Origin of the sequence: Dysosmobacter welbionis, from assembly GCF_005121165.3 — a bacterium.
GTDB lineage: Bacteria > Bacillota > Clostridia > Oscillospirales > Oscillospiraceae > Oscillibacter > Oscillibacter welbionis.
Map to the genome: position 1 here is coordinate 2960901 of NZ_CP034413.3, position 24390 is coordinate 2985290.

General features: G+C 53.4%; 29 protein-coding genes and 1 riboswitch. Of the genes, 12 read left to right on the plus strand and 17 right to left on the minus strand.

Translation table 11 applies throughout. The features are described 5' to 3' along the window. Positions 1 to 23: 23 nt before the first annotated feature. The 14 genes from EIO64_RS15470 to EIO64_RS15535 form a co-directional block, all read right to left on the minus strand. Positions 24 to 446, minus strand: coding sequence for a YolD-like family protein (locus tag EIO64_RS15470; RefSeq protein WP_008396798.1), 423 nt, complete (start codon positions 444 to 446; stop codon positions 24 to 26). After that, the gene (locus EIO64_RS15475; RefSeq protein WP_136891596.1) at positions 443 to 1951 is read right to left on the minus strand and encodes a Y-family DNA polymerase; all 1509 of its coding nucleotides are present in this window, start codon (positions 1949 to 1951) and stop codon (positions 443 to 445) included. The genes EIO64_RS15470 and EIO64_RS15475 overlap by 4 nt, the downstream gene beginning before the upstream one ends. A 22-nt stretch (positions 1952 to 1973) precedes the next feature. Continuing rightward, complete coding sequence (locus tag EIO64_RS15480; RefSeq protein ID WP_136891597.1) at positions 1974 to 3506, minus strand: sodium ion-translocating decarboxylase subunit beta; 1533 nt, start codon at positions 3504 to 3506, stop codon at positions 1974 to 1976. Between the two features lie 5 nt (positions 3507 to 3511). Further along, on the minus strand, positions 3512 to 4555 hold the full coding sequence (locus EIO64_RS15485) for an O-acetyl-ADP-ribose deacetylase (protein ID WP_136891598.1): 1044 nt from the start codon (positions 4553 to 4555) through the stop codon (positions 3512 to 3514). Between the two features lie 20 nt (positions 4556 to 4575). Continuing rightward, a complete protein-coding gene (locus EIO64_RS15490) occupies positions 4576 to 5097 on the minus strand; it encodes an SRPBCC family protein (RefSeq protein WP_110441594.1) in 522 nt (173 codons plus the stop codon). Positions 5098 to 5117: 20 nt separating this feature from the next. Then, positions 5118 to 5327, minus strand: coding sequence for a hypothetical protein (locus EIO64_RS15495; RefSeq protein WP_136891599.1), 210 nt, complete (start codon positions 5325 to 5327; stop codon positions 5118 to 5120). 44 nt (positions 5328 to 5371) lie between these two features. Then, positions 5372 to 5791, minus strand: coding sequence for a nuclear transport factor 2 family protein (locus EIO64_RS15500; RefSeq protein WP_006573504.1), 420 nt, complete (start codon positions 5789 to 5791; stop codon positions 5372 to 5374). Positions 5792 to 5825: 34 nt separating this feature from the next. Next, complete coding sequence (locus tag EIO64_RS15505) at positions 5826 to 6305, minus strand: flavodoxin (RefSeq protein WP_120136751.1); 480 nt, start codon at positions 6303 to 6305, stop codon at positions 5826 to 5828. Then, positions 6298 to 7029: a hypothetical protein gene (locus tag EIO64_RS15510; protein ID WP_071699572.1), complete on the minus strand. Its 732-nt coding sequence runs from the start codon at positions 7027 to 7029 to the stop codon at positions 6298 to 6300. Before EIO64_RS15510 ends, EIO64_RS15505 begins: the two co-directional genes overlap by 8 nt. Positions 7030 to 7033: 4 nt before the next feature. Next, positions 7034 to 7720, minus strand: a complete 687-nt coding sequence (locus EIO64_RS15515) for an AlkZ-related protein (RefSeq protein ID WP_050005986.1) — start codon at positions 7718 to 7720, stop codon at positions 7034 to 7036. Further along, positions 7720 to 8025, minus strand: coding sequence for a hypothetical protein (locus tag EIO64_RS15520; RefSeq protein WP_008816144.1), 306 nt, complete (start codon positions 8023 to 8025; stop codon positions 7720 to 7722). Before EIO64_RS15520 ends, EIO64_RS15515 begins: the two co-directional genes overlap by 1 nt. Positions 8026 to 8058: 33 nt before the next feature. Beyond that, complete coding sequence (locus EIO64_RS15525; protein WP_249390707.1) at positions 8059 to 8793, minus strand: hypothetical protein; 735 nt, start codon at positions 8791 to 8793, stop codon at positions 8059 to 8061. Positions 8794 to 8906: 113 nt separating this feature from the next. Further along, complete coding sequence (locus tag EIO64_RS15530) at positions 8907 to 9371, minus strand: ImmA/IrrE family metallo-endopeptidase (RefSeq protein ID WP_223385148.1); 465 nt, start codon at positions 9369 to 9371, stop codon at positions 8907 to 8909. Between the two features lie 140 nt (positions 9372 to 9511). Next, on the minus strand, positions 9512 to 9940 hold the full coding sequence (locus EIO64_RS15535; protein WP_005934745.1) for a helix-turn-helix domain-containing protein: 429 nt from the start codon (positions 9938 to 9940) through the stop codon (positions 9512 to 9514). Between the two features lie 203 nt (positions 9941 to 10143). On the opposite strand from EIO64_RS15535, the gene EIO64_RS15540 reads away from it, so the two are divergent. From EIO64_RS15540 to EIO64_RS15580, 9 genes are all read left to right on the plus strand, one after another. Further along, entirely contained in the window at positions 10144 to 10470 is a 327-nt protein-coding gene (locus tag EIO64_RS15540; RefSeq protein WP_005934743.1) for a hypothetical protein, read from the plus strand. Beyond that, positions 10467 to 11195, plus strand: coding sequence for an ImmA/IrrE family metallo-endopeptidase (locus tag EIO64_RS15545; RefSeq protein ID WP_071699575.1), 729 nt, complete (start codon positions 10467 to 10469; stop codon positions 11193 to 11195). Before EIO64_RS15540 ends, EIO64_RS15545 begins: the two co-directional genes overlap by 4 nt. Continuing rightward, the gene (locus EIO64_RS15550) at positions 11195 to 11437 is read left to right on the plus strand and encodes a hypothetical protein (protein ID WP_005934741.1); all 243 of its coding nucleotides are present in this window, start codon (positions 11195 to 11197) and stop codon (positions 11435 to 11437) included. The genes EIO64_RS15545 and EIO64_RS15550 overlap by 1 nt, the downstream gene beginning before the upstream one ends. A 274-nt stretch (positions 11438 to 11711) precedes the next feature. Beyond that, positions 11712 to 12128: a hypothetical protein gene (locus EIO64_RS15555; RefSeq protein WP_226928003.1), complete on the plus strand. Its 417-nt coding sequence runs from the start codon at positions 11712 to 11714 to the stop codon at positions 12126 to 12128. 510 nt (positions 12129 to 12638) lie between these two features. After that, entirely contained in the window at positions 12639 to 12881 is a 243-nt protein-coding gene (locus tag EIO64_RS15560) for a DUF6870 family protein (protein WP_008816138.1), read from the plus strand. Between the two features lie 213 nt (positions 12882 to 13094). After that, complete coding sequence (locus tag EIO64_RS15565) at positions 13095 to 14729, plus strand: recombinase family protein (RefSeq protein ID WP_136891600.1); 1635 nt, start codon at positions 13095 to 13097, stop codon at positions 14727 to 14729. Positions 14730 to 14744: 15 nt separating this feature from the next. Continuing rightward, a complete protein-coding gene (locus tag EIO64_RS15570; RefSeq protein WP_136891601.1) occupies positions 14745 to 16451 on the plus strand; it encodes a recombinase family protein in 1707 nt (568 codons plus the stop codon). Further along, positions 16452 to 18059, plus strand: coding sequence for a recombinase family protein (locus EIO64_RS15575; protein ID WP_136891602.1), 1608 nt, complete (start codon positions 16452 to 16454; stop codon positions 18057 to 18059). Continuing rightward, entirely contained in the window at positions 18056 to 18451 is a 396-nt protein-coding gene (locus tag EIO64_RS15580) for a recombinase family protein (RefSeq protein ID WP_136891603.1), read from the plus strand. Before EIO64_RS15575 ends, EIO64_RS15580 begins: the two co-directional genes overlap by 4 nt. A 190-nt stretch (positions 18452 to 18641) precedes the next feature. Here the strand turns inward: EIO64_RS15580 and EIO64_RS15585 are convergent, their stop codons facing one another. After that, positions 18642 to 18980 carry a helix-turn-helix transcriptional regulator gene (locus EIO64_RS15585; RefSeq protein ID WP_136891604.1) on the minus strand — a complete coding sequence of 113 codons (339 nt, stop codon included), beginning with the start codon at positions 18978 to 18980 and terminating at the stop codon, positions 18642 to 18644. Between the two features lie 191 nt (positions 18981 to 19171). Between EIO64_RS15585 and yqeC the strand changes: the two genes are divergently transcribed. The 3 genes from yqeC to selD are packed head-to-tail and all read left to right on the plus strand — an operon-like array spanning position 19172 to position 21735. Next, the gene (gene yqeC / locus EIO64_RS15590) at positions 19172 to 19840 is read left to right on the plus strand and encodes a selenium cofactor biosynthesis protein YqeC (protein ID WP_136891605.1); all 669 of its coding nucleotides are present in this window, start codon (positions 19172 to 19174) and stop codon (positions 19838 to 19840) included. Then, positions 19831 to 20646, plus strand: a complete 816-nt coding sequence (gene yqeB, locus EIO64_RS15595; protein ID WP_136891606.1) for a selenium-dependent molybdenum cofactor biosynthesis protein YqeB — start codon at positions 19831 to 19833, stop codon at positions 20644 to 20646. The genes yqeC and yqeB overlap by 10 nt, the downstream gene beginning before the upstream one ends. Before the next feature lie 48 nt (positions 20647 to 20694). Then, on the plus strand, positions 20695 to 21735 hold the full coding sequence (selD, locus tag EIO64_RS15600; protein WP_119310737.1) for a selenide, water dikinase SelD: 1041 nt from the start codon (positions 20695 to 20697) through the stop codon (positions 21733 to 21735). Between the two features lie 75 nt (positions 21736 to 21810). Here selD and mgtE read toward each other — a convergent pair whose 3' ends face one another. Then, on the minus strand, positions 21811 to 23160 hold the full coding sequence (gene mgtE, locus EIO64_RS15605) for a magnesium transporter (RefSeq protein ID WP_025545283.1): 1350 nt from the start codon (positions 23158 to 23160) through the stop codon (positions 21811 to 21813). 243 nt (positions 23161 to 23403) lie between these two features. Then, positions 23404 to 23574, minus strand: a riboswitch (M-box (ykoK) riboswitch). 64 nt (positions 23575 to 23638) lie between these two features. Next, entirely contained in the window at positions 23639 to 24304 is a 666-nt protein-coding gene (locus EIO64_RS15610; protein ID WP_136891607.1) for a beta/alpha barrel domain-containing protein, read from the minus strand. Positions 24305 to 24390: the final 86 nt, after the last annotated feature.

The following is a 24390-nucleotide window of genomic DNA, read 5'->3' on the forward strand; positions in this document are numbered from 1 at the left end:
ATTTGGTCGCATGGCAAGCGACATTATTCTAAGGACAAGAACAGCTCTCCGTCAATGCTTAGGATGTCATCCATCGGAATCTTCGTGCCGTCCTGCATGGTAATCAGGCGCTCAAAGTCATCAACCTTTATGACTGCGCCGGTTGCAGTTACATACGCACCGCCAGCTTTGCGCTCATCAGGTTTGAAGTAGGTTATTTCAACCTCCGGCTCTTCATCAAGGGCATCCATGAGAAGCTGATACCTCATGTTCAAAGCGGTCAAGGCTCCCTCATCAAGCTCAATCCTTTCGTCGGTCAGACGTCCGGTTTCCTTGATTGCAGAATCATAGCCGGTGAGGGCGGCAAAGGGCGCAAACTGCGCTGCACGATCTGACATCGGCATTTGTGGTCGCGTTTTGGAAACGTGGTGAGGAAGTCCCATGATCTCGTCGTATTTTCCGTTCACGCCTTATGCCCTCCAATCTGCGCATTGCGGTCTTTCGCGGTTGCACCTTCTTCAAGATTCATTGCCTTGAGGATGGCGTTCTTTCCATACTTCTTCTTGATGGCAAGCGTGGCGGCTTGTATCTTCCGCTCACGCTCCAAAGCGGCATCTTCGGCTTTCTGTTTTTCCTCTTCGGCGGCATAGTCGGTAAAGAGGTCGAGCTGGACTGCACCGTCGTTTTTCTTCGGTACATCAGCTTCCGGCAGGACATGATTTGCAACAACATACATACGGCGGACAAGCAGATTCTTATCCACGATCCGGTCGAAGAGTTCTGACACAGCACACATTATTTTGCGAGTAGATGATGTGTGACCGTCGAGATTGATAGAGCCGTGCGCCTGTTTCGGAATCTGCCTCCCATAATGATCTGTCTCAACCGCGCCGTGATACTTTGCCCGTCGTGCCGGATCGGTCAGGTTCTCAATGTCGTAGCCGACTGTGAGAACCATTTGGTCGGTGACAAGCCCCTTGTCCACCAAGTCCAGCACAAGCAAATCCGTCATCTCTCGGACAACCAGCTTTGCTTTATCCGTCTCGTATGGGCAGTGCAATACCTGACCGGAGCTGATGCTGTTGGAGCTGGGACGGTACGCCTTGATCGCTTCAATGGTCGTAGGTTCCCAACCCCACGCATGGTCGATGAGCAATTCTGCATTCTTGCCGAACAGCTTGTAAAGCAAGTCCTCGTTTCGCTCTGAACAAAGTGCAACATCGCCCATCGTAAACATCCCGTTTTGCTCAAGTTTCTTGGCAATGCCTCGACCTACGCGCCAGAAGTCCGTGAGGGGCTGATGCGTCCAAAGCTCACGCCGGAACTTCATCTCATCCAGCTCTGCAATGCGGACGCCGTTCTTGTCGGCGGGGATGTGCTTCGCCACAATGTCCATTGCCACTTTGCAGAGGAAAAGATTCGTGCCGATTCCTGCGGTTGCTGTGATGCCGGTTGTTTCAAGCACATCGAGGATGATCTTCATGGCGAGATCATGTGCTGAGAGCTTGTAGGTGTTCAGGTAGTCCGTCACGTCCATGAACACCTCGTCGATGGAGTAGACTACGATGTCCTCCGGCGCAATGTACTTGAGATAAACCTGATAGATGCGGGTGCTGTACTCCATGTAGTACGCCATCCGGGGCGGCGCGATGATGAAGTCAATCGCCAGAGACGGGTTTGCTTGCAGCTCTGAGAAGAAGTGCGATGTGCCGTCCAGCCTGTGTCCCGGCGCGTCGTGCTGCCGTCCGACATTCGATTCCTTCACGCGCTGCTTGACTTCAAACAGCCGTCCGCGTCCGGAGATACCGTAGCTTTTGAGGGAGGGTGTAACGGCAAGACAGATGGTCTTGTCCGTCCGACTTTCGTCTGCGACAACAAGGTTTGTGTCCAGAGGATCTAAGCCGCGCTCCCGGCACTCCACGGAGGCGTAGAAGGATTTCAGGTCGATTGCGATGTAAGTGAGTTGTTTCACCTTCTTTGCCTCCGCTTTCTTCTTAGATCATCCCTAATGACATTTCATTGGAGCTTTTAATGTTGAATACGATACGCCATTCAATATCACCCTCCACCGGCTCAAAGTGTAGAGAGGAACAAACTGCATGAAGTTTTTCTTTTGAGCTGCCTCCACACACGATTGCGATTGGACCGTCCGCTCCGCCGATAATGCCAATACAAGCAATATCGTTTCGTGCCTCTGGTGCATAGCGGTCAGAGCATGGCGCAATTTTCAAAGGTTTGTCCCCCTCAGCGCAATCACAGATTGAAATATCATCGTCTGGTTCAGGAGAAAACGTATAGCTCATGGCGGTAAAATGCGTCGGATAAAGCCAGCGGTCAGAACCGAAACGCTTTTCGGAAATTGTCTGCCGCTCCAATTCCTGTACGGTCAATGTGTATTTTTTTCCACTGACCGGATGGAGGAAAGAAAACGAATCACCGGGAGCGTGTGCCTTGAAATGTGGTCCCGGGACACGACACGACTGCTGCTCCATTGTAAGGGAGAGGGCTTTTATTTCAGGACGGCGTTTGCTTGTCCACGGAAAAGCTGCCCGAAAAATCATCCATCCATAGGATGTATCCAAATCATAGTGTTCCAATGCCCACTTTGCTTCCGCTTCATTGATCACCCCGTCTGGCAAACATGGATTAAAGACCACGGAACAGCCGTGGGAGGTCAGCATTGTTTTCCCGTTCAATTCCAAACGAGGAATAAAGTCAAGGCAAAGTGGATTGTCTAAATCTATCTGCATTTGCTGCTCCTGCGTGAAGTATTCGCAGGAGTCGTTTTCGGGGTGTAAATCCCATTTAGTTATGAACTTGCGAATGTCTTCTTCCGGGGTGCGCATACAAAAGTCCATGACGAGTCCCTTGCTGCAAGAATACGCCGCAGGAATAACCCAATGATGCCTCGCCCAGTCAAATTGCTTATTCAACCGGATTTCCGTTCCGGCATGGTCTTTTCCCGAATGTCCCCAGAAGTTTCCCTCAAAGTAGACCTTCCACTCAGGCATGGTCGGTTCTGCTTCTGGGTTCATATCAACATCATAATAGTCCTCGGTGTACTTGATCTTGCTATAATCAAAAGATGCTTGCAGCTTTTTGATGTATACCCACGGCTGTTCCATAGGCGTCAATTTCATTTTCTCAGCAAGCTCTGATAGCGTTCTTTGCTGATCCTGTGTTGGAGGGTTGTCCTGCAAAAAGGCTTCAAACTGGGCTTTATCCCACATCCACGCCTGTTCCAGCGCTGCCGAATCACTGCAAGCAAGGAGCAACCTCAGAAAGTCTTCAAAATCGTTTGCCAGCGGATGAACAAAATCCGGAGCCGAGTTCATGGGACTGACGGAAAATACCATACCGCCAAAGCCTCGAACAAAGCAGAAGTGGATGCCGTCCACACCCGCCCAGCCAAAAATAGATGCACCTTTTGGCGTGCAAAAGTATGGGTTGTTATCTTCACGACGCTTCACTCCTACGGAAGAGAGGTCAATACCACTTCGCAAAAATTTCTGAAACACTTTATCCATAGACCTTATGCTCCTATTAAACTTTGGTCAAAGGCAAACAGAGCCTCGTTGATCTCAAAGACGTTATAGTTCCCATGCTCCACGAAATACTCCACAATGATGTCAAACTTGTTGGAGTGGGAGAGTGCAAAGCCCGCCTTCATGAGCATATCCTTCATTTCGGAAAGTGGCAGCTCAAGAGCGATGGCAAAAGCAATCGCTGTGGGCTTGCTCGGCTTGTAGAGCTTGTCGCTGCGGATCTTCGAGAAGAGCTTCCGGTCAATATTCGCCTTCTTATAGCACTGCGCGTCCGTCATGCCGCGTTCGTCAATCTTCCGCAGCAGCATCTCGGAAAAGCTCTCGTCGATCTGTTCCAGTGCATCGTCGAGTGTTGCTGCCTTTTTGGGGGCAGCCGCCGCAAAGACGGGAGGCATGAGCTGTTCGATTGCCTCTTCACAAACGGATGCCTCGCAAGGCATGGGTTCTTCCATCCGGAAGGCGTTCATCCTGCGCAGCCGCTCAGAACGAGGATCGGTATGCTCATCCACATAGCGGTCGTCTATGTACGCTGCAATGTCGGCAAACAGCTTGCCGCTGATCTGATAGGCTTTGCGGTCGAAAATAACGATGTACACCGTCATTTCGTTTTCAAGAAGGAAACTGCTGATGGTGTCAATCGCAACCTTGAGGGCTTGATCCTTTGGATAGCCGAAAATGCCGGAGGAAATCAGCGGGAACGCAATCGATTCACATCCGTATTCCTTCGCCAGCATGAGCGATGTCCGATAGCAGGAGATCAGCAGTTCGCGCTCACCATGCCGCCCGTCATACCAGCGCGGACCGACTGCGTGAATGACATATTTGCAGGGCAGACGATAGCCCTTCGTGATTTTTGCGCTCCCGGTTTCGCAGCCGTGGAGCGTTTCACATTCTGCCAGCAGCTCCGGTCCTGCGGCACGATGAATGCAGCCGTCCACACCGCCGCCACCCAGCAGCGACTCGTTGGCAGCGTTGACGATGGCGTCCACCTTCATTTTTGTGATGTCATTTCTGACGATTTGAAGCGGCATGATCAAGCCCTCCCATTCGGTTACTTCGCGCCGGTCAGCAGTTTGTCCAGCGGGATTCTTTCCGGGTATTTTCCTTCGGTCAGAATGTCATATAAATACCTGTTATCCAGAATCATATCATCCCGGATAAGCTGCCAGTTTGCCTTTTTCCTGAAAAACACCTTGAAGATCAGGAAGTTCATAATCGCCCCAATTACCGGCGTGGTCATGCCGAAAGCCTCGGTGTGAGAGAAATGGCATCCTGTTTTGGTTCTTTTCCCTTCAAAGGTGATGAACGCCGTTTTCTTGTCGCTCCGGAATACAATGCGGAAGTGGTTCTCATCCTGTTCGCATTCCGTAATTGTGCCGGTCACATCGTAGTCCAGCCCCATGACGATCTCGCGGAAGCGGATCTTGCTTCCTGCGTTATAGTTTCCGTTATAGAGATTGCATTCGATGTGGTAGGGACTCCATTTCACAAACTCTTCCTCAAAGTTAGCAGTCCATGCCTTTAATTTTTCATAGGAAGCCGGAATCTCTATCTGCTCTGTAAGAACAATCATTGTCAGTTTCTCCTATTCTGTCAAAGCGGCATCGGTGTCCGGGCGATCAGAATGACCGCCAGAATCGCACCCACAAATGCCGCAGCCCCTATGACCGCCAACAACTTTTTGCTGAGTTTCTTCTTTGCTGCCTTGCCAATCAGCGCAGCGCAAGCCACGCAGACAGCCGCAGCCACAAGTGCAATGCCCAGCGTTTCCCATAGCCACGAAAGTTCATGTAGTATTTTCATGCGATCATCATCTCCTGTTCGTTAAACTGGAATTTATAGTCCTCTCAAAACCAATTTGCTTTTTCTTCTCGAAATACGGGAATATCACTATCTCGATATGGATTGTAATTATGAAGATTGCAACCAAACTCTTTTAATGATTTTATTTTGTTATCCTGTGTCCATACAATTAAAGATATTCCGTCAAATTCTTCAACATTTCCATTATTCATTTTGTTTTTAAAATACCACTCCACGATTGTTTGATTGCCTTGATGAAAAAATTGCTTAATCTCCCAGACAAGAACACTTCCGCGTGTATTCCATTCGTCAAACCAGTGCTTTACCGTTTTGCGGTTTTCATATTTAGGACTCCAACTCTCAGTATATACAACATCATCTGTAAAAATATTGTCAATTCCTAAATCTGCTTTCTTAATCCACATATCAAACCATAATCGGATAATTTTTTCTCTCTCGTTCATAAAGCACCTCCACAACTTCCGATTTGTCTGCCCCTTAAAGTCCAAGTCCTTCAACCCACGCCGCAAGCTCCTGATGCCCGACGCAGCCCTTGAAAACCTTGCCGTCCATCAGCTTTGCGCCTTTGCAGCTCGGCGCAAGGCGTTCGTTCGTCTTGCCAATGTCGCTTCCTCCGGAGGTTGCAAACGGGATGATCGTCTTGCCGGTCATATCATAGCTCTCAAGGAACGTATTGATAATCGTCGGCGCAACGTACCACCAGATCGGGAAGCCCACAAAAATTGTGTCGTAGTCCTTCATGTTGTCCCGCTTTATGGCAATCTCTGGACGGGAAACAGGATCGTTCATCTCAATCGTGCTGCGGGCTTTCTTGTCCATCCAGTTCAGATCGGCTTCCGTATAAGGCACTTTCGGCTCAATCTCAAAGATGTCCGCGCCGATTGCCTCTGCCAGCGTCTCGGCAACCTTTGCGGTCACGCCGGACGCAGAAAAATACGCTACAAGTTTCTTACTCATTGTGTTCTTCCTCATCAATCTTTTCATTTCCTTCATTCAGCATGAAGTATAGCAGAGCTTCCAGCAATGTTGCCATATAATGAAGCGACCAGTTTTCTTCCGGCTCTTTTGTCATCTTATCAAGCACGGCTCGAAAAGCCGTGGTACGGTCAATCCTTGTTTCATCATCAATGCGGTCAAGTATGCCCTTCATTTTCAGGGCGAGTTCTTTTTCCTCGTCAGAAAGCTCCGGTATGCCAAGTAACTCAGATAGTTTCTTGTCCTGCATAATAGCATCGTATTCGATGTATGACTTGTGTTCGGCTGACATCAATTCTTCAAAGTAGTTGATAAAAATATGAACGCGAATGCCACCTTCTTCGTCCGGGGAGAAGCAGACGGTTTGCGATTTTTCTGCAATTTCTTTCAAAAATGCAAGGTCTTCTGAGTCATCGAACTCCGCAAACGGAAGAAACATATTGATTTCCGCGTGCCAACGATGATAGTCCACGATTCCCTTGATATACCCGCGGTGTTGCTTGACAAACGCATCACAGCGTTCCAGAAGATACTCGTAGTTCTTCTTGTCCTCCGGTACAATGATCTTTGGTATCTTGTCCATTGCTTCGGAGTACGCTTTCAGCATACCACAATTAACTGCGCGGTCAAACACCTCATCGCACCATTTATCGTATTCGGCAGACTCGGTTTCCCGGTAATCCTTCTCAAAGATAATATCGTCCATTGCGTTACCCCTTTATGATTTTCTCAAGCTGCATTTCGGTCGCGTTAGGCAGACGTGATTGCAGATGTTTTAGAATGCGTTCTTTGGATTCCTGCGGGTCTCGCTGATAGGCAGATGTGATAAGGTCGTACCCGAAAAGTTCTTCCGGCGTCGCATACTCTGCGACACCCCAGCCATAAGGTCTTCCGTATCTGTCCTGCATATAGACGAAATCCGCGATGCAGACATAGCTCTGCATTTGCAGCCGCGTGATGCACGTCTCAAAACCGGTGTTGCCGCCCTTGCGGTAGTTCAGAGCCTCTTTCAGCCGTTTGGAAAGCATTCTGCCTTCACCGGCTATGGCTTCATAAAGCTCCTTGTCCTTGTAGGACGCCAAGCCGTCATCCCAACGGGCGTCAAAGTCATAGCCGTCACGCCGGAAGTTCGCAAAGTCCGGAATCCACTCCCGACTCACAAATCCAGCCTTCTTGTTGAAAAGTTTGCCGTAAAGACATTTGCCGCTCCGCGCAGCCGGTCCTTTCCATTCCCACGGACCATCTACATCATCCGCAAACCATAACTCAGGTGGGCAAAGTTCCTCGATGGAGAAGCCGTGAATCTCGTTCCGAAAGAAGGGCAGAAAGCCGTATTGTTCGACGGCGGCAATCAAACCATCTGCACTATGTAGTTGTCTGGCATATCTCTTTGACATTACTCCGCCTCTTCAATCACGCCATAATCAATCAGGATGTTCTTCTCCGCATACTGCGGGTAAACAACACCCATCATCTCATACTGATAACGTCTTACGCGGCGATGCTCCTGAATTGGTTCCGGTGCATACGCAGCGGTTTCACAGTGCGCATACTCCGGCATTTCCGCAAGATCATCCCGAACATCACGGATAAGCGCTTCTGCCACATCATCAATGTTCTTGCCGGTCTCCACGGCAACCAGTTCGTGCTTCCGGACTGCCTTGTCCAGATTACCGGGGGAGCGAAACAGCTTATATTTCATATCGTTGCCCGTCCTTTCTCTCTTTCGGTCTGCCTATTCTTCCTGAAATCTGTTCTTTAGGGACGCAATCATCGCTTGTGCGGCAATGCTCAGATACAAAACTCCAATTTCATAGATAAAGTCGCGGTCGATCACGATAAAGTATTCTCTAACGTGTGTAAAAACCAGTTCCAGCAAGTCCCTGTACAGCGGATCATCAAAGGGCTTGAACCGCGTAAACTTGCTTTTGGCAGCGTCCCATGTCATAGACGCTTCGCCCTCAGCACTGGTCATTGCCTCACAGAGAATCATGCTGACGCCCATTTTTCCGTTGCCGGTCAGGAGTTCTCCTTCGTAATAGCTGAGTAGGTCTTTCTTGCGTCGAAGCGGAACTACATCGCAGTTGTCATCCAGCTCAAATGCAATCAGCTCCGCAATCAGTTCCCGCCAGACCGCATAACCGGCGTTAATGGTTCCGTCCTCTTCGCGGCTGATGGTATCGTCCATGCAGTATCGCTCAAAGAAATTATCTCCGTCAATCTCGTTGCGGGTGCAGAAGATATGCGCCAGCTCATGCAGAAGAATGTGTTTCAACTCTGCCGGATGACGCGCTATGTCTGTGCGCAGAAGGATTCCGTCCGCGCCGTCTCCTGTGCCGACGAATGCAGAGGCGTGAAAGTCAAAATAGCCGTCCTCTGTATATCGGTCTTCCAGCCGGTCAGGGAAATACTGCTTGCAGAACTGCTCAAAGACTTCCTGCTGGTTTTCCGCCTGAAAGCAGCACAGCACAAGGTTGTCCTCGCTGAACTCTGCCCCAAGCGTTCGTTAAAGATGGAAGCGGCATAGAAAAGGGCTTCTTTATAGTCGTTATCGTTCATCTAATTACTATCCTTCATCCTCATTCAACCCTCCGGTCTGACATTTTTCAGGAAGTCAGAGTGCGGTACATAAGGCAAGTTGAGCTGCCAGCCCATGCGGTTCAGCTCGTTGAGCTTGATCAGCATCAGGTTGATGTTTGTTCCCATTGCAGCCGAGAGCTGCACCACATCGTAGTCCTGCTTCATCAGGTCAATCAGCTCATCATCGTCAATGATCAGGTGTGAGGCAAACGCATTCGCCTCATATTCGTGTTTTGTGCGCATATCGAACAGCACGAACTCCGGGAGCGGTTCGTTTCCTTTGGCAAGATCACGGTGAAAGGTATCATGCCCGATCTCGTGACCGCAAACCATTTGCATGATCAGATACTCCATGTTGGAGTTCAGAAGAATATGCCGCTCTTTATGGCGGTAGGTGTACATTCCGAGCAGATCGTTCAGATTGTCAAGAAAATGGAGATGAATGCCCAGCTCACGGGCAATCTTCAAGGTATCTCTTGTTCCACAGCTTTTGACAATGCTGTTCGCCTTTTTGTATATTTCCTCGGAGCGAATTATCACGGGACCTTCACCCCTTTCATGTTGAAAACAGTCAAAGTAAATCCGTCAAGAAACCGAGACGCAGACAGTTATTCCTCTGCGTCCGTACCGGTCTTCTTGTATTTCTTCGGCGTGTATTTCTCAACATTCCGGGCTTTGGATTCCCAATATATATCCTGCAACGCCTTCATCACCGCATCCTTGTCCTGCTCAGACAGCGTACCGCCCGCAAACAAGCCGGACATCCCTTCAATCAGGTCCTTTGCCTGTTTCATGCCACGGGAGCCGTACTGCTCGGATGCCTGAACCACAAACTCTTCGTCCTCGGTCAGCAGATAGTTCACATCCACCTTGAAGTATTCCGCGATTTTTCTGTAAGCGTCCTTGGTACGGGGAAAGGAAATGCCGTTCTCGTACCGGGTAATCATACGTCTGTTGATTCCCAGTGCATCGGCTACTTCCTGCTGGGTCAGCTTCCGCTTCTCCCGTTCAGCCTTGAATTTCTCTCCAAACGTCATTTTGGTAATCACTCCTGTTCACAAAAAGTTTGCGACATCAAATTGCGCAAGTCTATTGACAAAGGCACTTGAAGTGCGTATAATAATGACTGAGCAATCTAACTACTCATAGTATATCTTGAATTGCTCATCCTGTCAAGGGGCATGAGTAGTTGTACACGAAAAAGTTACATCTTTTGAGCAGTTCAAATGGACAGGCATTTATGCTGCCGAAGATTATCCGTACCGGCATACACCGGTATGAGGGAACAGGAGTGAGAAAAACAGAAATGGCTACACAGTACAGAAAAGCATACGTCCCGGTTACGCTGGATGTGGACAAGGAGGGGGCAATCCTCCCTCGCCTTATCTGGTGGGACAACGGTGTAATCTTTCAAATCGACCAGATTCTATACAAATGCCGCGCCACATCCAAAAAGGTTGGGGGCGGAGGCATCCGTTACACAGTTCAGATTCGCGGAAAGGAGTCATTTCTTTTCCACGAAGGAGACAAGTGGTTCGTCGAAGCAAAGGAGGACAACTGCTCATGATTTTATCCCAGCGCCAACTTGAAGAAATTGCAGCCTCAACAACGAAGGACTTCAACCGGTTCTTTTTCGGGGATGAGGCGGACAAGCCCGACCGATCAGCTTTGCCAACACCCATTGATCAGTTTGCAAAGAACTATCTCGGTCTTCGCGTATCATTCGCCCGTCTCTCGCCGGACGGAAGCATCTGCGGTGTCACTGCCTATGCCGACACTGAGTACAAGATCACGGAACTTGGTATTACGCGCACACTGGCTTTGAAGCGTAATCAAATTATCTTGGACGAGAGCTTCATTCGATCCGGCAACGTGCAGCGGCTCTGCGCCAAGCGCAGATTTACCCTTGCCCACGAGTGCGCCCATCAGATTCTCTTCCAACTGGAATCGGAAGAGGTAAAGGCGTCCTGCGAAATGAAATATTCCGCACGGACAGCCTATACGCCGCGAGAGCTGAAAACCCGCGAGGACTGGAACGAGTGGCAAGCAAATGTCTTGGGCGCGGCGATCCTGCTTCCTCAAAAAGAGGTTGACCTGGCAATGCGTCGGTTTGCAGAAACGCCGCTGATCAATTACGAGGGGAGGTATTCGTATGGTGATCACTTAACGCTGCGCCTTTTCTGCCGTTTGTTCGGTGTCTCCAAGACAACGGCGTCTATCCGCCTTCGTCAGCTCGGCTACATGGTAGATCGTCCATTCAGTGAGTATGTTGACCCATTGGAGGTGTGGTAATGAAGAGAGCATCCATTCGGGTTCAGGAACCGACGCCGGAGCTGATCGAAAAAATCCGCAGGGCAAGAGTTGCCATTTCCCAGCAGAAGCCCCGATACCTGAAATGTCCCTATTGTCAGCATAATGCCATTGCTGTCTACGAGGACACGAGGGGTCATGTAGAATCCAAGTGCAAGAAATGCGGGCGGATCACAGTCTTTGATGTGCTGAATATGAGAAGACTGCGACCGCGTACCAAGTAAGAACCGGAGGACAAGCCTCTGTTCTAAAATAAAATATATGTCATAGCTGAGCTGTGGAGCCGCCTGATAGGTGAAGTCATCCTAATGCCGCATGAGACAGAGTTTAATTGCTCTGTTTTATCGGCATGGGATTCAAACCTCACCGTCATGCGGCTCTTTTTCTGTCTTCACCCTTCCCGCTGCTCCCGCGCAGCGGAAAGGATGAACAATGAAAATCCCTAAGACCCCTATCGCGTTCGATTACGACCTCTGGACTACGGAGGACGGCAAGTGCATGGTGCGCGTGAAACGAACCGGCGAAGTTTCCGAGGTTGACCGCAAGGTTATGAGAATCCTTCGCGCAGAGGAAAAGCGGATCAGACGCTCGTATGGCTCTGACAACACCTCTGAGGATGAGGACGGCGCAGAGAAAATTTCTGACACCGTGCTGTCCCTTGACGCTATGCCGGAGGACGATGTGAAGTCCGCTGCATGGCTGGCAGACTCCCGCGACTGCATGGAGGAACTGATCACCGCCCTCAAAGAGAAGGAGCTTCTTTCCATTCTGACCGAGAAGCAGCGCGAATTGTATCTTGCGATGACCCGTGAAGGACTGACTCTTCGAGAGTTTGCCCGAAGGAAAGGCATCGGCATCAGAGCTGCATTTGACCTCAAAGCAGCGGTGCAGAAAAAATTTCAAAGAATTTTTTGAGCGGTACTCAACAAACGGCAAAAAGATGTCCGTTGTAAAGTGAAAGGGTCAATCAGACCACTTCACTGCTCCTTGAAAACTGAATAGTTCAGTGCTGCGGATCTTTCCGCTTCTGCGAAGCAACACAGCTTCCGACGCCAAGACCTCCCGAAAGGGAGTGAGCGACCTCCGGAGAGCTATAACAGTCGTGTGGTGCGGCTGCTTGCGACGATGCAGATGCCGGGTATAATGATACTTCCGTCTTTTCTTTGAATGGGCGGCTCGGAGCGATCCTCGGAGGGGTGAGAGTCCCATGATACCGATTGACCATTGGTAGTCCGCAGCATTCCCGGAACTGCAAAGTTCTTCTGGCAGGGGCGCGAGCTGCAAATATGCCGGACAATGAAACAAACCCAAAAGAAACTTACTATATAGTTTCAGGATGAAAACTATGTGGCAGGGTATCTTCACAAGATGCTCTGCCATATCCTTTTGTCCTGAATATTTCACGAAACAGGAGGTGCTTAGAATATGATGGGCATTGAAACAATGAAAAGCGTCAGTCCGAAAACGGTTGACCGAAGCACACTCGTTCAGAGAAGCAGCATCCGGCTTGATCCTGCGGCACCGCGAGAGGACAGGCTGAGGGAGTTCATCAAGCAGATCAGAAATCCCTATTGTTATCTGGACGGGAAAACTGTGGTGAAGATCAGCTTCGCCGCGACGGACACGACAATGGAAGATTGTCTGGAACACTATCTGAGAGGTCTCTGATTTATGAACAGTCTGAATCTTTTCACCCGGTTCTATGGACAAGCGATTGAGCCTGTGGTATAATGAAATCGGTCAAAAAAGAAGAATACGGATTAAGCCGCTTGCCCTGATGGTCATGTGGCGTTTTCGTGTTTCTCTTCATAAGAGTTGAAGCAAGCCTTCGTCTTTCTGATTTGATGTACCACACCAAACAGAAAAACGGAGGTTATTTTTATGCCAGACAAGGTTTACCGCACGGCGATCTACTGCCGTCTGTCCCGTGAAGATGGAGACAAAGTAGAAAGCAACTCCATCGCCAGCCAGAGAGCCATCTGCGAGGACTATATCGCAAGGCATGAGGATTTGGAGCTTGTCTGTGAGCCGTTTGTGGATGACGGTTACAGCGGCGTTTCCTTCAATCGTCCTCAGTTCAAAAAGCTGGAAGAGGCAATCCGCAAGGGTGCGCTTGACTGCATCGTGGTCAAGGATCTCAGCCGCTTCTCAAGAAACTACATCGACGGCGGGCGCTACATTGAAAAGATTTTCCCGCAGCTTGGCATTCGCTTCATCGCAATCAATGATGCGTATGACAGTCTGACCGGTGATCCGCAGTCCGACTCCTTTGTTATCCCGTTCAAAAACCTGATTAACGATTCTTACTGCAAGGACATCTCCATGAAAATCCGAAGCAGTTTGGAAGTCAAACAGAAAAGTGGTGAGTTCGTCGGCTCGTTCGCGCCTTACGGCTACATGAAATCGCCGGAGAACAAAAACCAGCTCATCGTGGATGAAGCGGTCAGCGAATATGTGCAGATGATCTTCTCCATGTACAAGGACGGGTTCTCCATTGGGCGCATTGCAAAGCGTCTGAACCAGATGGGCGTCCTGTCCCCGATGGAATACAAGCATTCCGCCGGTGTGAAGTTCGATACCGTCTTCAAAACCGGCGATACCGCAAAATGGACGTACAAAGCCGTCCAGCGTATTCTCACCAACGAGGTTTATATCGGCGTTCTGGCTCAAGGCAAGCGCGGCACTCCCAACTACAAAGTCCGCGTCGTGAAGAGCAAGGACGAATCCGAGTGGGTCAAGGTTGAGAACGCGCATGAAGCTCTTGTGTCCTACGAGGACTTCATGGCAGTCAAGGTCATGATGCAGCGGGATATGCGCTGCTCACCCGATCAAAACGAAGCACACCTGTTTTCCGGCTTCTTGTTCTGCGGAGACTGTCAGCAGCCAATGATCCGCAAGACCGTCCCGTCGAAGACGAAAAAGTATATCTACTACGTCTGCTCCACCAATAAGCACAGCCGGACGTGCAGCCCGCATAGCATCGCCGCAAAAGAGGTTGAAGAGAAGGTCTTCCGTGCCATTCATGACCAGATTGAGCTTGTCATCAATCTGGAACACGCGCTTGCGATGATAGAACGGCTTCCGTCTCAGAGCCGTAAGGCTTTCAATTACGAAGCTCAGATCGCCAAAATCGAGGAAGAGATTGAACGGTACCAAAAGCTCAAGCTGGGGCTTTACGAGAACTTCATCGGCGGCGTCATTGATAAAACGGAATACTTCGAGTTCCGCAACAGCTACACCAAAACCATTGAGGGCAAGCAGGACGCGCTTCTGCGGGTTAAAAAAGAAATGAAGCAGACGGTGACAACCGGCACGACTGAACGGAACTGGGTAACGCTTTTTAAGCAGTATGAAAACGTCGAAGAGCTGAACCGCCGTGTGCTGATGTCCCTTGTTGACCGCATTCTGATTCACGAAAACCATGCAATCGAAATCGTCTTCAAATACAAGGACGAATACCAGCAGACACTTGAATACGTTCTCGGTTATGCCGACGAACTGGATATTGCCGTATAAAGGAGGAATGAGCAAATGGCAAGAAAAAGCAGAAAGCAAATTGCAGTTGAAGAGCCGGTTATCGAATCTGGCTCTTCCGAGGTCTTCTCAACAGCCATCTATGCCCGTCTTTCCGTTGAAAACAGCGGCAAGTCCGAAAAGGTGGATGTCATCGCAAATCAGGTTGAGATTTGCAAGTCCTACATTGCAGAGCGTCCCTACCTGAATCTGATAGATACCTATGTGGACAACGGACGAACAGGAACGGTTTTTGATAGACCGGAGTTCAACCGGCTGATGAACGACATCCGCACCGGCAGGATCAAGTGCCTTGTAGTTCGTGATCTCAGCCGGTTCGGGCGTGACTACATCGAGGCTGGAACCTATCTGGAACGGGTCTTTCCGCAGATCGGGCTTCGGTTTATCGCCATCAAAGAGAACTACGACAACTTTGATACGGACGGCTCCGGCGAAAGCCTCATCATCCCTCTGCAAAACATGATCAACACCCTTTACTCGAAGGACATCTCCCGCAAGGTTTCTACCGCGCTCAAGGCACAGATGGAAAGCGGAGAGTTCAAGAAGCGCAATCTCCCGTATGGTTATCGCTGGGATGAAGAACACAGCAATATGGTCTTCGATGAGGAAACCGCACCGATTGTCCGGAAGATTTTCCAATGGAAGATTGAAGGGCTGTCCCTTCCTGCGATTGCAGACCGGCTTGATGCAATGAACGCGCCCAATCCGGAGTTTCAGAAGTATCAGGTCGGCGTCCGCACAGGCAATGCTACGGCAAAGAAGATTTGGAACAAGTCTTCACTGACTACCATTCTGGATAATCCCCATTACGTCGGAGATACCGTTCTCGGACGGACGCTGAACGCCATCTATAAGGGCGTCAAGAATCAGCATATCGACCGCGAGGAATGGATTGTTTTTCCCAATACTCACGAGGCGATTATTTCCCGCGAGGACTTCCAAAAGGTACAAGAGCTGCGCGACGCTGCTGCAAGGACAAGGATTGAGAAGATGGAGCGCACGGAGAAAATCCGTGCTACACTGATCAATCTCTTTGAAGACAAAATCATCTGTGCAGATTGCGGCAGGAAACTCTATTTCCATCGAAAGCGCGTTGACAAGCGTAAGGACGGCGCATGGTACGCCTTCTATGAGTGCAGCTCATCCGTCAAGCGCGGCAATCTCTGTACGCCACACTATACGCGGCAGGACAAACTCGAAGCCGATGTGCTTGCGGCGATCCAGCTTCAAGTCAAGGCGGCTCTCAATTACGACAAGCTGCTTGCCAAACTGAGAAACAGCGAAGGTGAACGCAGCATCCGAAATCAGCAGAATGCGCTCATTACAAGCCTGAATCTGAAACTCAGCGGTATTTCCAAGAAGCGTACCCGTCTCTATGAGGACTTCACGGAAGGCGTTCTCGATGAAGAGGAATACGCCTTTGCCAAGAAAGCCTACGATGAGCAGTATGCCGATCTTTCCCGGCGGTTGGATGAAGCGGTTCAGCGGAAGGTGAAGTTTGCCGAGGCAATGTCCGAGGACAACAAGTGGCTCACGCTGATGAAATCCGTCAGCGGTGCAGAAAAGCTCTCTCAGGAGTTGGTTGACGAGTCCGTAGAGCTTGTGAAAGTCCATGAGGACGGCTCAATCGAGCTGGTCATGAAATACGGCGATATTTACGCTCTGACCATTCAGAGTATCAAGGAAGTGCAGGAGGCGATGTAAATGAGCAAGGAATACAACATCGGCATCTACATCCGCCTCTCAATGGCTGATGAAGATACCGGTTATGGCAGCAAGGCGGAAAGTGACAGCATCGGCAACCAGCGTATGCTCATCAATCGCTTTCTCGACAATCATCCGGAGTTGTCTCACTGTCAGCGGTCTGAGTTTGCGGATGACGGTTATACCGGCACGAACTTTCACCGTCCTCAGTTCACGCAGATGATGGAGAAGGTCAAGCGCGGCGAAATCAATCTGATCTGCGTCAAAGACTTTTCCCGCTTTTCTCGTGACTACATTGAAACGGGAAACTATCTGGAATGCACTTTTCCATTCATGGGCGTCCGCTTTATTTCCATCAACGACGGCTATGACAGTGACGATTACAAAGGCACAACGGGCGGCCTGGAAGTGGTTATGCGCAGCATCATCTACGCCGCATACAGCAAAGACCTTTCCGTAAAGACCACATCGGCAAAAATCCAGATGATGAAGCAGGGCAAGTATGTCGGTGGCTACGCCCCATACGGCTACGTCCTGCATCCCACCATTCGGAACAAACTTGCCGTAGACCCGGAGGCGGCTGATGTGATCCGTCGTATTTTCCGCGAGGCGCTGGAAGGCAGCAACACCTCTCAGATCGCCCGCAGCCTGAATGATGACGGCATCCCGACGCCGGGGCAATACTTCAAGAGCAAGCATCCCGACAAGAAGAAGTTCAGTAACATGAGCGAGAAAATCAGTTGGGAAACCGTGATGGTCTATAACATCCTCAAAAACCTTGTTTACACCGGAACACTGGTCAGCCGCAAAATGAAGTCCTGCGGTGTCGGCTCAAAAAAGCGTGTTGTCAATGAGCCGATTATCGTAGAAGGAACGCATGAAGCTATTATCAGCAAGGAAGACTTTGAGCTTGCTCAGAAGGTCATTCGAGGCGGAGGACGGAATCCCACGCGCAAGCAGCATGACTATCCGCTCAAGGGACTCGTCCGCTGCGGTAACTGTAAACGTGCTATGACACGCCGAAAGAACAAGGCTGGCATTCGGTACTTCCAGTGCATTCACTCGGTCAACAACGGAAACACAGACTGTCCGGTTGGCAGGAGCTTTCCGGAAATGGATATTGAGAAGGTTGTCTTCCATGCCCTTACTCAGTTTCTTGCTTTGGCACAGAAGGAAGCAATACAGAACCGCGAAGTCGGTGATCTGCGGAAATCTGCCATCAAGGAATGTGCTGATAAAATCCGCACTCTGCAAAAGCAGAACGAGCAGAACAAGGCGTCCAAGCTGAGGCTCTACGAGAAGTATGCAGCCGGAAGCATCACGAAGGAGGCGTACATTCAGCAGAAGGCGGCAGCGGATGTGAAGATTGCTGAAAACGATGGAGCAATCCAGCGCGGTCACGAGCGGATGAAGGAGCTTGACTCCGAGACCGCCTGTTCAGATGAAAAGCTGGATGCGGTCTGCGAACAGTACGCCGACTGCAAAGCTCTGACCTATGAGCTGACCCACGCATTCATTTCTGCGGTCTACATTTACGATCTTGACAACATAGAAATCGTCTGGAAGTTCAAGGACTTCCTCACTACATCAGAAGGAGAAGCCAAATGAAAGTATTTCTTTATATCCGCGTTGCCTGTGCGGATCAGCTTGCGGCAGCAGACCAGTGGGAAGAGCTGGAACGCTATGCGAAGGACAAAGGCTATGAGGTGGCTGCTGCTGTGGCGGCAGACGGCATCTCCGCCGTCCATACGGAAGGTATCATGAACTTCCTGCTGAACGAAGCCAAGCGTCAGGACATCGGTACGATCCTCACCCGCGACACCTCGCGAATCAGCCGGGACACTTCCTCTTTCATGAGGTTTGAGCGAAAGTTCCGGGAGAACGGCATCCGGTTCGAGTATCTGTCCAAGCCTGACAACGAGCTTCCGGTCACTCCGATGTTGGAGGCATTTGCGGCGGCGTATAAGAAGCGTCGCACAAAGAACGGCACAAGAGCGTAGAGAAAACTCAAGCCGTTCATGGGTGGTTGTCCACCTATGAACGGCTTGTAAATTCTCAAAATTTTTTTAGTCCCTACTTGACACAAGAAGATGTAAGCCGTCAAGTACGCTGCCCAGGCGCACCACAGCCCCGGCCGCTTTCGGACGAGAAAGCAGATGATCCCGCACACCAGAAACGGAACGGCCAGGATCAGGCCGATGAGGATCCCCCCAGCCCCGTGGGGATCAGAAACGCCAGAAAGGCCATGCAGAAGAGGATGATCCCGGCGATCTTCCGACCCGGCATTGACGGAGACACCATGACCGGAGGCGTCTCCACCTTCACTGGGGGCTCTGCTCCCGTCACCAGTTCATCCAGCGTCACACCGAAGAGCTGGCTCAGCTTCATCAGCCTGTTCAGGTCCGGCACACTGGAATCCGTCTCCCACTTACTGACGGACTGGCGGCTCACCTCCAGCACTTCCGCCAGGTCCCCCTGAGACAGGCGTTTCTCCGCCCGCAGGCGGCTGATGTTGGTTCCAAGGCTCATACCGCGCCCTCCTTTGTGGTTCCAGTATAGCGGGAGGGTGGGCAAAAGTCCACCAAGGGGACCTGAAAATTTGGCAACTGCCAGTTGCACATTGCCAAAAGCCCGAAAAACAGGCAGTCCCGTCGGCCTTGCTTGACGAGAAACAGAGGAGGTGCTATTCTAATAAAAGAAGAACGACGGGAGGGATTGCTTTGAAGCTGGCGGAGTTGCTTGACATCCGTCCCGGTGTCACTGCCGTCATCGGCGGCGGGGGAAAGACCACTCTCCTGCGGACCCTGGGCGAGGAGCTGGCCGGACAGCATCCGGTTCTGCTGTGCACCACCACCAAGATTCTCCCGTTTTCGGACCTGCCCTGCGCCCGGACAGCGGCGGAGCTGGACGAACTGCGCAGGGCGCATCAGCTGCTGTGTGCCGGGACAGACGTACCGGGAACGGGTAAGCTGACGGCCCCAGAGACGCCCATGGCGGTGCTGGCGGAGCAATTCGACTACATTCTGGTGGAGGCGGACGGCGCTGCCCGCCGTCCCCTGAAGGCGCACGCCCCCCACGAGCCGGTGATCCCAACTGAGGCCAATCAGACCATCTGCGTGGTGGGGGCCTCCGGCTTCGGCCGTCCCATCGCTGCGGCCGCTCACCGGCCGGAGCGGTACGCGCTTCTTGCGGGTGTGCCGGAGGCGGCGGAGGCCACGCCGGAGGCCGAGGCGAGGGTGCTTCGATCCGAAGATCTGCACACGAAAGTTTATGTCAATCAGGTGGAGACGCTGTGGAATCTGGCAGATGCCAGGGTTCTGGCGCGCCTGATGGACTGTCCGGTTCTGGCCGGCAGTCTGTGGAGGAGGGAGTATTTTCCATGCTGGTAATCATCCGAGGCGCCGGTGATTTGGCCACCGGTATTGCTCTGCGGCTGAAAAAGGCGCATATATCGGTGATTATGACCGATATACCGGCCCCAACTGCCATCCGGCGGACCGTAGCCTTCTCCCAGGCCATCGTGTTGGGAGAGACAAAGGTGGAGGATGTCACCGCCCGCCGGGCGGAGACACCGGAGGCGGCTATGGCCCTTTTGCAAGAGAATGTAGTCCCGGTGCTGGCGGACCCGGAGGGGATCTGTATCCCAGTTTTGAAGCCGGACGTGGTGGTGGACGCCATCCTGGCCAAGCGGAATCTGGGCACCCGGATCACCGATGCCCCGGTGGTCATCGGCGTGGGGCCGGGCTTCACTGCCGGGGTGGACTGTCACGCGGTGGTGGAGACCATGCGGGGCCACAGCCTGGGCCGGGTGATCCATGCAGGCAGCGCGCTGCCCAATACCGGGATCCCGGGGCTCATCGGCGGCTTTGCCGGGGAACGAGTGCTGCGGGCCCCGGCGGACGGCGTGTTTCACCAGCTGCTGGACATTGGCGCCCAGGTGCGGCAGGGGGATGTGGCCGCCACGGTGAACGGCGTGCCCATGACCTGCACCCTGGACGGCGTCCTGCGGGGTATCCTGCCGGATGATACCCCGGTGCACAAAGGGATGAAGGCCGGGGACATCGACCCCCGCTGCAAGGTGGAGCACTGCTATACCGCCAGCGACAAGGCCCTGGCCATTGGCGGCGGTGTGCTGGAGGCGATTTTGGACCTGACGGGAGCGCTGAAAGACCGCGCAGGTGGGTATTCCGGTTAGGTGCAGCCTGTCGGGGACGATCAAACTGAGGAAACGGGAGGAAGAATCATGCCTGAAAATGATGTCAAGCTGACGAAGCTGGCCAAGTGTGCCGGGTGCGGCGCCAAAGTGGGGGCCGGTGTGCTGGCCCAGCTGCTGGACGGCATCCAGGTGCATCGGGACCCCAATCTGCTGGTGGGGTTCGACAAGAGCGACGACGCCTCGGTCTATAAGGTCAGCGACGATCTGGCCCTGGTGCAGACGGTGGATTTCTTCCCGCCCATTGCCGACGACCCGTACCTGTTCGGACAGATCGCGGCCACCAACGCCCTCTCCGATGTGTACGCCATGGGCGGCGAGCCCAAGCTGTGCCTGAACATCATGGCCGTGCCGGAGTCCATGCCGAAAGAGGCGGTGCACCAGCTGTTGCGAGGCGGCTATGACAAGGTGTATGAGGCGGGGGCGCTCATCACCGGCGGCCACAGCATCCTGGACGACGAGCCCAAGTACGGCCTGGCGGTCACCGGCTTCGTCCATCCGGACCGGGTGCTGACCAACTCCGGCGCCCGGCCGGGGGACGTGCTGTTGCTGACGAAGCCCATCGGCATTGGCGTCCTCACCACTGCACAGAAGGCGGAGATGCTGTCGGTCGAGGGGCGGGCTTTGGCAGAGGAACTGATGACCACCCTGAACAAGTCCGCCCGGGACGCCATGGTGAAGTACCGCGTCCACGCCTGCACGGATGTAACGGGCTTTGGCCTGCTGGGCCACAGCTATGAGATGGCCCAGGGCAGCGATGTGGAGCTGGAGCTGGAGGTGGACGCCATCGACCTGATTCCGGAGGCGCTGGAGTTTGCAAACATGGGTCTGCTGCCGGCGGGGATGTACCGTAACCGCGCCTTTGCGGAGGCGGGCGTGGATGCAGGGGAGACCGCGCTGTGCAGACAGGACCTGCTCTATGATCCCCAGACCGCTGGGGGCCTCCTCATGGCCGTGGACCCGGCGGACGCGGAGGCGCTGTATCGGGAGCTGCAGGGCTGCGTCCCCAGTGCCCAGCGGATCGGCGTCGTGAAGGCCTACCGAGGCGGGAAACGCATCTTCCTGCGGTGAAAGTCGAAAATGGGAAACAGGTGCCTGCCGGATTTCTGGCAGGCACCTGTTTTGCGCCCGTACCGGGCGGAACCCTTAAACGGGCAGGCGCAGGAGCGCGGCGGCGGCCTGGAAGTAGATCAGCACCGCCCCGGCATCCACAATGGTAGTGATGAGGGGGGAGGCCATGATGGCCGGATCCATGTGGAGCTGCTTGGCGGCAATGGGCAGCATACAGCCCACCAGCTTGGCCAGCACCACCGTGGCCGCCAGGGACAGGGAGATCACCAGGGCGATGGCGCTGTCATGGTACTGAAGGTAGATCCGCAGGCCGTTGGCCGCGGCTAGGACGGCGCTGACGATGGCGGCTACCGCCAGCTCCTTGCGGATCACCCGCAGCGCGTCCCGGGGGCGGATCTCTTCCAGAGCCAGCCCCCGGATCACCAGCGTGGCGCTCTGGGAGCCGCAGTTTCCGCCGGTGTCCATCAGCATGGGTAGAAAGGCCACCAGCAGGGGCACGGCGGAGATGGCGTCCTCGTACCGGGTGATGATAGAGCCGGTGATGGCGGCGGACAGCATCAAAATCAGCAGCCACACTACCCGATGGCGGGCGTGCTCCCAGGCGGAGGCGGCGAAGTAGGGCTTCTCGTCCGGCGTCACCGCCGCCATGATGGAGAGATCCTCTGCGGCGGCCTCCGTCAGGACATCCATGGCATCATCCACGGTGACGATGCCCACCATCCGCTCCTCTCCATCCAGCACCGGCAAGGCCAGCAGGTCATATTTCGCCAGGAGCCGGGCGGCCTCTTCCCGGTCTGTGAGCGTACCCACAGATACCACATCCGTGACCATCAGGTCCGCCACAGCGGCATCCTCCGCGGCTGTCAGCAGGTCCTTGGCCGACACCACGCCCAGCAGCTGCCGGTGCTCCAGCACATAGCAGGTGTAGACCGTCTCCTTGTGGATTCCGGTGCGGCGGATGGTATCCAGCGCCTGCCGGACCGTATCGCCCGGCCGGAGGGAGACAAACTCCGGCGTCATGACGCTGCCGGCACTGTCCGCCGGATAGCGCAGCAGGGCATTTACCGCCATACGGCGCTGAGGGCTGGCGGAGCGGAGGATGCGGGTCACCAGGTTAGCGGGAAGCTCCTCCAGAAAATCCGCCGCGTCGTCCAGATGCAGGGCGTCAAAAATCTGCTGCAGCTCCCCGTCCGCGAAAGAGCGGGCCAGGGTGGCCTGAGTGGGACCGGGGAGATAGGAGAACACATCTGCCGCCAGGTCCTTGGGCAGCGTGCGGAACACCGCCGCCTGCCGGGCACCGTCCTCCACGGAGTCCAGGAGGGCGGCGATGTCCACGGCACCGCGGCCCTGCCAAAGGGCGCGGAGCGCCTCGCCGTCCCGGCTCTCCAAAAGCTGAAAGATCTGATCCTTGTTGAACATGGTCATAGTCGTTACCTCGCTTTCGTCTGTATTGTCTGGGTGGCTGACTGGCACTTTCCATGGTCCGCACCTCCTTTCTGCATAAAACTCTATGCGCGCTCGCGCGTTAGGAACATCGGCTGTGTGAGGTTTTGCGCATCCTTTCCAGCTGCCCCGAAGGGACGGGGAAATGGCGCGTTTGAATTTTTGGCCGTGCTTTTCCGCAGCAAAAAAATCCCTGCCGGAAATCCGGCAGGGAGAGCTGCACACAATGGGCGTCTTCGTCCAAGCTTTAGCTTCACGGGGCGTAGCAACTGCGTTAAGCGGCGCCTTGTTGTCGACGCGGCCTGTTGACCAGCTGGTTGTGTCTCCACAACTGTGCGGCAGCAGTCTTTGGATGATTCCGAATCCCCGTGGTAGCCTCACCTACCGATTCGCCGTCATTATAACCGCCTGGACGGACGTTTGTCAACCCCGTCGCCTCAAAAAATTTTTCGCCATGGCCTCACAGCGCCTTCCGGTGCTGGTTCATGATACGGGCGAACAGCACGCCGTTGGAGGGCGGGGTGTATGTAATGGCATTGGCTCCGGCCTGGATGGTGCGGAGGATCGACTCCTCTGTGGGGCCGCCGGTGGCGATGATGGGAACCTCCGGGAAGTCCCGGCGGATCTCCGCCACGATCTCCGGCGTGGCGGCGGCGCCGGAGACATTGAGAAAGTCGGCTCCCGCCTCCAGGCGGCTGCCGATGTCCGTGTGAGCGGAGACCACCGTGATGACCACGGGAATGTCCACCACCTTTTTGATCTGGCGGATGACATCGTCGGAGGTGGGGGCATTCAGCACCACGCCGTAGGCACCCTGGTGCTCGGACTGGATGGCCAGCCGGACGGAGCGGGAGCCGGTGGTGATTCCGCCGCCCACGCCCACGAATACCGGCACGTCGGACACGCTGATGATGGCCTGGGAGATCACCGGCTGGGGCGTGAAGGGATAGACGGCGATGATGGCGTCCGCGTTGATGTTCTTGATGATGGCTACATCGGTGGAAAAGGCCAGGGACTTGATGCGCCGGCCGAAAATGCGGATGCCGCTGCACTCGCTGACGCAGGCGGGGATGGTCAGGGAGTGATTGCGCAGCGTCCCAGTGTAGGAGGGGACCTGTTTTGCCATAGGGACTCCTTTCTCCTGGCGGCAGACCGCCGGGCACAGGTGGTTGTTCACAGGCAAATTATACCGCAGGAAGCCACGCGGGACAA